Genomic DNA, 2,504 nt, shown 5'->3' on the forward strand with positions numbered 1-2,504 from the left:
TGCTTTCCCGGTGGAGGGAGGAGGCGTGGGCCACGCCAGAATCAGATCATAGCGCAATCCCCATGGGTCGAAAATCGGCCGATCGAAAATCACGCATGTCCACGGAGACATCGGCCGCAAGCCTTGGACCAGCATCCCGGTCTATGGGCGGTTTGCGCGCCGCCCCGGTTCGTGGGAACTTGCGGGCGCGCTAAACAAGATGTGTTTCGCCGATTGCCGCGAGACATTTTATGATTGGCTGCGTGCGGCAACAAGGATTCGCATGGCTTCGGCAGGAGAATTGAAACCGGTGCGGTTGAGATCTGTCCCTCTGGGTGTCGTCGTCACCCTCAGCCTTCTCGTCATCGTCATTGCCTTGGCGGCGACGGTCCGGTCCTTTGCCGCGCCCTCGGCTATCCCGGCCTGGCTGCAGGCCCATGTCGGCGACAGCGACGGCCAGATCTCACAAGTGGTGCTGGAGCGGGCGCGCGCGCTCTACCTGAAAAAGGTGGCGCAAGGCGCCGTCAGGAACCCCTGCTATTTCGCCATGGACGCCACACGTCCCGGCGATCTCGGCAATGGCGTGCTCGGGCGCCGCTACTACGTTGTCTGCGAAGCCAGCCAGTCGTTTCGCGCCATCGCATCGGGTCACGGGGCCGGCAAGAACCTGAAAGGCACGGTCGATTTTTCAAATGGCAGGCGGTGCTCCAAGAATTTCGGCAATGCCATGGATTCGGAACTGACGGCCGGTGGCGCCTACATGACCCGCGAGGCGAAGACGTCGTTCAAGGGCTTTTACCGCACAGGAGCGAAACAGGACGCGGCCTTCCTGCGCACCTTCATCCAGTTCGACGGCGAAGGCGAAACCGCCAACGCCAGGCAGCGCGTGATCGGCGGCCATGCGGCGCAGGTGCTGCGGGCCATGTGCATGCGCAAAAGCCCAAACAGCTCCTATGCCGACCATGATGGTCTGGTGCCGTTCGGCAAGCTGGTGGACTATGCCGGCGGCCGCAGCAATGGCTGCACCAGCTGGTCGCCGGCGGATGCGCAGCAGATCATCGCGATGGTCAAGGACAACCCGACAACGCTCTACATCTACCCGGAATCGCGCGACATCGCCGCCGTCTCGCAGGCGGCAAAGGGCCATTCGCCATCCGGTGAGGCACCCTATTGGAACGCATCCTGCCTGAAGGAAATCGGYGCSCCGAAATTCTGGCCGCGRAARACCCTCGAACCGATSATCGMSCARTACARGAARGATCATCCGGCACCGCCAGCCCAGCCGCTGCCGATGTGCAAGGAGCCGTGAGGTCCGCTCGACCATACGGGAACAGCGGACTCCACGGGATAGCGCGCTGGCTCAGCGCAGAAAATCGAGCACGGCCTTTATGAATTCGGCCGGGTATTCCACGTTCGACAGGTGAACCGCGGGCAGGACAACCAGCTTCGCACCGGGCACCGCTGCCGTGATCAACTCGCTGTGGCTGGCCGCTGTCACCGTGTCATGCTCGCCGGCGATTACCAGCGTCGGCCGGTTGATCAGCGCCACCGTGCGGCGAAGGTCGGCATCGCGCACCGCCGCGAAAAGGCCGGCCAGACCCAGCCGGTCGATCGTCAACAGCATGGCGCGGAAGTCCTCGATGACCGGCTCGTTGGCCGCCACCATCGGCGCGGGGAACCAGTTGTTGAGGAACACCTCGGCGGTTTCCGACATGTCCGGCGCCTGCCGGACAACGGCAATCCGCTCGTCGAAATAGCTTGCCGGCGAAAGATGGGACGAGGTGTTGCTCAGGATCAGCCGGTCGATCCGCTCGGGCGCGTGGATGCCGAGCCACTGCCCGACGAAGCCGCCGAGCGACAGGCCGAGGAAATGCACACGCCCAAGGCCGAGCGCATCGAGCAGCTCGATCACGTCGCGGCCGAGCCGGTCGAGCGAATAGGCGCCGACCGGCGCGCTTGACCCGCCATGGCCGCGAAAGTCGTAGCGCAGAACACGGAAATGCCTGGACAGTTCACCGATCTGCCCGTCCCACATATGCAGCGTGGTGCCGATGGAGTTCGACAACACCAGCACCGGCTTTGTGGCATCGCCGTCGAAGCGATAGGCGATGCGCGTGCCATCGCCGATGGTCACGAAATTCAGCTCACTCATGACGAAAATTCCTTCTGGAACGTTGAATGAGACAAAGCGTAGTCGCGACGCGTTTTTGTTGATATTACAAAGATAGGATAATCTCTGTAGATAAAGCTGACATGGCCGAATTCACCTTGCACGATCTGCAGTGCTTCGATGCGGTAATCCGCACCGGCGGCTTTCAGCCGGCGGCGGCCCTGCTGCACCGCTCGCATCCGGCGGTGTTCGCCGCCGTCGCCAAGCTCGAACGGCAACTCGACCTCGTCCTGCTGGATCGCGGCGGCTATCGCGTGCGTGCGACCGAGGCGGGGCTGTCGTTCCACCGCCGYGCGCAAGCGCTGCTGCGCGAGCTGGAAGGCCTGCGCGTCCATGCCGCCCAGCTCTCGATGGG

The 2,504-nt window shown here is 63.3% G+C and carries 3 protein-coding genes; 2 read left to right on the forward strand and 1 reads right to left on the reverse strand.

Going from position 1 to position 2,504, the window contains the following annotated elements:
• The first annotated feature begins 289 nt into the window (after positions 1-289).
• Positions 290-1,288 (forward strand): hypothetical protein, encoded by a 999-nt coding sequence (locus AC1DX0_RS34475; protein ID WP_477358843.1) that lies wholly within the window; start codon positions 290-292, stop codon positions 1,286-1,288.
• A gap of 51 nt (positions 1,289-1,339) precedes the next feature.
• Here AC1DX0_RS34475 and AC1DX0_RS34480 read toward each other — a convergent pair whose 3' ends face one another.
• Entirely contained in the window at positions 1,340-2,131 is a 792-nt protein-coding gene (locus AC1DX0_RS34480) for an alpha/beta fold hydrolase (protein ID WP_477223469.1), read from the reverse strand.
• A gap of 101 nt (positions 2,132-2,232) precedes the next feature.
• Between AC1DX0_RS34480 and AC1DX0_RS34485 the strand changes: the two genes are divergently transcribed.
• Positions 2,233-2,504: LysR family transcriptional regulator (locus AC1DX0_RS34485; protein ID WP_477358845.1), on the forward strand; the 272-nt coding region annotated here is incomplete at its 3' end.

The sequence above is a fragment of the Mesorhizobium sp. P3_A9 genome (genome assembly GCF_056402975.1).